At 55.4% G+C, this 4,886-nt stretch carries 2 protein-coding genes and 3 pseudogenes; 4 read left to right on the top strand and 1 reads right to left on the bottom strand.

What is annotated here, in order from left to right:
- Positions 1 to 264: 264 nt before the first annotated feature.
- Positions 265 to 530 (bottom strand): annotated as a pseudogene (locus BBW68_RS15145) (transposase); the annotation flags it as partial.
- Here BBW68_RS15145 and BBW68_RS20390 point away from each other — a divergent pair.
- The 4 genes and pseudogenes from BBW68_RS20390 to BBW68_RS00085 all read left to right on the top strand — a co-directional run bounded on the left by BBW68_RS20390 (position 499) and on the right by BBW68_RS00085 (position 4,647).
- Positions 499 to 939 (top strand): hypothetical protein, encoded by a 441-nt coding sequence (locus tag BBW68_RS20390; RefSeq protein ID WP_420835319.1) that lies wholly within the window; start codon positions 499 to 501, stop codon positions 937 to 939. The pseudogene BBW68_RS15145 and the gene BBW68_RS20390 overlap by 32 nt on opposite strands.
- A gap of 33 nt (positions 940 to 972) precedes the next feature.
- Positions 973 to 1,519, top strand: a pseudogene (locus tag BBW68_RS20385) (ATP-dependent helicase C-terminal domain-containing protein); the annotation flags it as partial.
- Between the two features lie 179 nt (positions 1,520 to 1,698).
- Positions 1,699 to 4,211 (top strand): annotated as a pseudogene (gene mrcB / locus BBW68_RS00090) (bifunctional glycosyl transferase/transpeptidase).
- Positions 4,212 to 4,440: 229 nt separating this feature from the next.
- The gene (locus tag BBW68_RS00085; protein ID WP_070133496.1) at positions 4,441 to 4,647 is read left to right on the top strand and encodes a hypothetical protein; all 207 of its coding nucleotides are present in this window, start codon (positions 4,441 to 4,443) and stop codon (positions 4,645 to 4,647) included.
- Positions 4,648 to 4,886 lie beyond the last annotated feature (239 nt).

The raw sequence follows: 4,886 nt of genomic DNA, 5'->3' as shown, positions 1-4,886 counted from the left end.
AAAAGCCCTGAAAGTGGAGTTGTAAAATTTAGCGCAATTTGTTTTTATACTGCCGATCGCGCAAATACGCTTTCCCTCACATGCTTGTCAAGGCGTGATCAGGAATAGTTGCTTACCTTAACCGCTTCTGGTATTTATAGCGGCCTGTTTTTTCCCCATGTGGGAGGCTTTGTTGAATAAATAGAGATTATGCTGCGACCCCATAAAAACAGCGAGCATCCATAACATAAAATCAGTAGTATTCAACAAAGCCCTAGCCATTTACAGTGCTGTTCTTACTCCAGCCATGCCGCCCAAAATAGTTCGTCGACCGCGCATAGTACCCAAGTCGCGGTTTATGGGCGTAGCGCCCACAAGTGCACTGATTTCCCGCCGCGAGAGACTGCCAGGTTCCGGAACCTCTGCCAGCAATGCAGCAATAGTCATAGTTCCAATGCCTTTCGTGCTGTTTAAACATTCAAAATCTCTTTAAAGTGCTTCTGAATAATATGAGTGTTCATGTTTGTATCGACTCGGGCAAGCTCGTCTTCCCGCTCCAGATGTCAGTTGATGCTGCCTTCTCCGGCCGGGCGGCGCAAAGTGGTGCTGGCAACCAATATCGCCGAAACCAGCTTAACCATAGAGGGCATTCGTCTGGTGGTGCACTGCGCGCTGGAGCGCAGTGCGTTTTCCGATCTGCGCAACGGGCTGACCAGCCTGCAAACCCGGCGAGTCAGCCGAGCATCGATGACCCGGCCTGCCGGGTACCTCGAACCGCATCTACCTGCATCTGATGGCATAAGGAGGGTGGAGCTCGCCGCCACCCATAGCGACTCGGAAATACTCACTAGCGACCTCGCGACGCTGTGGCTCAATCTGCTGCAATGGGGCTACCACGATATCAGCCAGCTTAACTGGCTGGACGTGCCGCCCGCCACGGGGATAGAGGCGGCGCGCTAGCTGCTGCAGAAGCTGGGGGCAACCGACGGTGACGGGCGTCTGAACGCGCAGGGACACAAAATGACCGCGCTCGGCAGCGAACCGCGTTATTTGCTGCGATGCTGATTGCCGCTGGCAGCTATGCCCATGCGGTCACCGCCGCCACCCAGTTGGTGCTGAAGTCGCAGCTGCTGGCGCGTCTGGAGCGCTGGTTGCTGCCCGCGATGAGCGGCGTGCGCGATGCGCGTTGCCTGCGCCAGCTCGACTGTGCCGCTGCATTATTACAATTGCTCACATGGTCACAGCGACAGCAACTGGATACCGTGTTGCCAACTCATTACACTGTGCTGACCGGAAGCCGCCTGCCGATCCAGTAGTCTGCTGATAAACCATCCGCGCTGGCGGTGCGCCTGCAGGGCAGGAGTTGTACGGCGAAGCGCACAATCCAAGTGTTGCCGCAGGGCGCATCCCGCTGGTGCTGGTGCTGCTATCCCCGGCGCAGCGCCCGCTGCAGATTACCCGCGATCTGGTGGCGTTCTGAAACGGGACTTACCGGGAAGTATAAAAAGAGATGAAAGGGCGCTACCCCAAACATCTGTGACCGGATGACCCGGTAAATACATTACCGACGCGGCGCGTGAAAAAGTTTTCCGCGACGTAATTTTTCTGTACTGAGCAATGGCCCGAATATTCGGAAGGTTCCACTTCCGCAACGGCCCCTGTGCGACGAGACGAGAGTAGTCGGCCTAGCCGACGCGTGCCCCTGAAGAAATGAAACACATGTCTGATGATCGCAAACCTATCGGGCGTAAAGAAAGCATCCCAAGCAGCCGCGTAACAAAGCGGGGCGAGGTCGTCGCAGGGAAGAATATGATGAGTATGACGATCAGGATGCAAACCTAGATGATGATGAGGTAACCCCAGTGCCACGTAAAGGAAAAGGACGCTCACCGCATAAGAAAAGAGGCTGGATTGGCTTACTGATTAAGCTGTTCCTGCTGTTTACCGTGGTGATGGCAATCTATGGTGTCTATCTTGATTCCCAGATCCGCAGTCGCATTGACGGCAAAGTCTGGCAGCTGCCGGCGACGGTTTATGGCCGCATGGTCAGCCTTGAACCGGGTATGTCGTACAACAAGAAAGAGATGATTGCCCTGCTGGAAGGCACGCAGTATCGCGAAGTAACGCGCATGACGCGGCCCGGTGAATTTACCGTGCAGGGTAATAGCATTGAGATAATCCGTCGCCCGTTTGATTTCCCCGACAGCAAAGAGGGGCAGATCCGCGCGCGTCTGAGCTTCAGCGGCGACCAGCTAAGCGACATCAAAAACCTCGACAGCGGCCGCAGCTTTGGCTTCTTCCGTCTCGATCCGCGCCTGATCACTATGCTGCAGTCGCCGAACGGCGAACAGCGCCTGTTTGTGCCGCATGACGGCTTCCCTGACCTGCTGGTGGATACGCTGGTGGCAACCGAAGACCGCCACTTCTATCAGCATGACGGCATCAGCTTCTACTCGATTGGCCGTGCTTTCCTCGCCAACATTACCGCCGGGCGTGCGGTGCAGGGCGGCAGCACGCTGACCCAGCAGTTAGTGAAGAACCTGTTCCTGACCAACGAGCGCTCGCTGTGGCGTAAAGCCAACGAAGCTTATATGGCGCTGATCATGGATGCGCGCTACAGCAAGGATCGTATCCTAGAGCTGTATCTAAATGAGGTGTACCTCGGACAGGCCGGTAACGATCAGATCCGCGGCTTCCCGCTGGCTAGCCTCTACTACTTTGGCCGCCCGGTGGACGAGCTGAGCCTCGACCAGCAGGCGCTTTTGGTGGGGATGGTAAAAGGTGCTTCGCTCTATAATCCATGGCGTAATCCGAAGCTGGCGCTGGAGCGCCGCAACTTGGTGCTGCGCCTGTTGCTGCAGCAGCAGGTAATCGACCAGGAGCTGTACGACATGCTGAGCGTCCGCCCGCTGGGCGTGCAGCCGAAAGGTGGGGTGATCACGCCGCAGCCGGCGTTTATGCAGATGGTGCGTAACGAATTGCAGGCGAAGCTCGGCGATAGAATCAAAGATCTCTCCGGGGTGAAAATCTTCACCACCCTTGATCCGGTGTCGCAGGATGCGGCCGAGAAGTCGGTGGAAGAGGGGATGCCGGCGCTGCGCAAACAGCTTGGCCTGAACGATCTGGAAACGGCCATGGTCATTGTTGACCGCTTCAGTGGTGAAGTGCGTGCCATGGTGGGCGGTGCCGATCCGCAGTTTGCCGGTTACAACCGTGCGCTGCAAGCGCGCCGTTCCATTGGTTCCCTAGCAAAACCAGCGATTTATCTGACCGCCCTCAGCCGGCCAGATACCTATCGCCTGAATACCTGGATTGCCGATAACCCGATTGCGCTGAAGCAGCCGAATGGCCAAGTATGGAAACCGCAGAACGACGATCGCCGATTCAGCGGCCAGGTGATGCTGGTGGATGCGCTGACCCGCTCAATGAACGTGCCGACGGTTAACCTTGGCATGACGCTGGGGCTGCCGCAGGTCGTGGATATCTGGACTAAACTGGGTGTGCAGAAAGATCAGCTGAACCCTGTACCAGCGATGCTGCTGGGGGCGCTTAACCTGACCCCGATTGAAGTGGCGCAGGCGTTCCAGACCATTGCCAGCGGCGGCAGCCGTGCACCGCTCTCTGCAGTGCGCTCGGTGATTGCTGAAGATGGTAGCGTGCTGTATCAGAGTTTCCCGCAGGCGGAACGTGCGGTATCTGCTCAGGCCGCCTATCTGACGTTTTACACCATGCAGCAGGTAGTCGATCACGGTACCGCGCGTGCGCTGGGTGCCAAATATCCTCGCGCTAGCCTAGCGGGTAAAACCGGTACCACCAATAACTTGGTGGACAGCTGGTTTGCCGGCATTGATGGCAAAGAGGTGGCGATTACTTGGATTGGCCGTGATAACAACCAGCCGACCAAGGTCTATGGCTCAAGCGGTGCCATGCAGCTCTATCAGCGCTATCTGGCTAACCAGGCTCCGATGCCGCTGCAGCTGACGCCGCCGGAAGATATCGCGCCGATGAGCGTTGATTCTGCCGGCAACTTTGTCTGCGGCAGTGCCAGCAGCAGCTGGCGCTGTCTGCCGGTCTGGACCACCGATGCTGAGGCGCTGTGTCAGCAACAGCAGCAGATGTTGCAGCAGCAGAACAGCCAGCAGCAACCGCAGCAGGGGCAGCCGCAGAAGCAAAATGAGCAGAAGGACAGCGATGGCGTAGCGGGCTGGATTAAAGATATGTTCGGCAAGTAACAGCCATTGTTGATTGTAAAAAAAGCCGGGGAACCGGCTTTTTTTATCTCTGTTATTCAGAGTTTGTTTTGAATAACAGCTAGTTAGTTAATTAATTACGTTATTTTTTTGATTTTGAGTGCCAAAAATATCCAAATAGATCTAATAAAAAAATGAGATCCGCATATCTTTTTTTTGCATTGCCTTTCAGTGAGGATAAGCCTGCTTTTACTCATAAAAAGGAATTTCAATGAAATTTAATGCGTTATATTCCAGCCTAATGTTAGGCGGTGCTTTACTAACTGCACTCTCCGCGCAGGATGACAACACCAGCGTTACCCCTTTCCACACCGCGGCGCAGGTCGTCGACAGCCAGTACTACCGGCCACCACCGCCAAAAGAGGGCAGCTCCGCGTATACCTATGACAAGCGGCTTATAAAAAAGGCTACGCGATGAAGGGCTCGCCGTGCTGGCAAGCAAGGGTAGAGTCTTGGGACGTGGTGTAAATTCGGCAGGATGGTGAGCGCCATCGGCTTATCCGGTAAGGTAATGGTTAATCAGACAATTATCTTAAAAGGAACAAACTGATGGCTGACCACAGCATGACATTCAGCAACACCCTGGTGCAACTTGGCGGTGAGGACTTTCTACGTGAGCTCACCGAGTTTATGCTCAACCGCATCATGGAAGCCGAT

It is taken from the genome of Candidatus Erwinia dacicola (assembly GCF_001756855.1).
GTDB lineage: Bacteria > Pseudomonadota > Gammaproteobacteria > Enterobacterales > Enterobacteriaceae > Erwinia > Erwinia dacicola.
This window is presented reverse-complemented; position numbering and strand designations above follow the sequence as displayed.

What these genes read in the sequence shown, in the direction of transcription:
- BBW68_RS20390 (WP_420835319.1), top strand. Translation starts at nt 499, where the DNA reads ATGTTTGTATCGACTCGGGCAAGCTCGTCTTCCCGCTCCAGATGTCAG.
- BBW68_RS00085 (WP_070133496.1), top strand. Translation starts at nt 4,441, where the DNA reads ATGAAATTTAATGCGTTATATTCCAGCCTAATGTTAGGCGGTGCTTTA.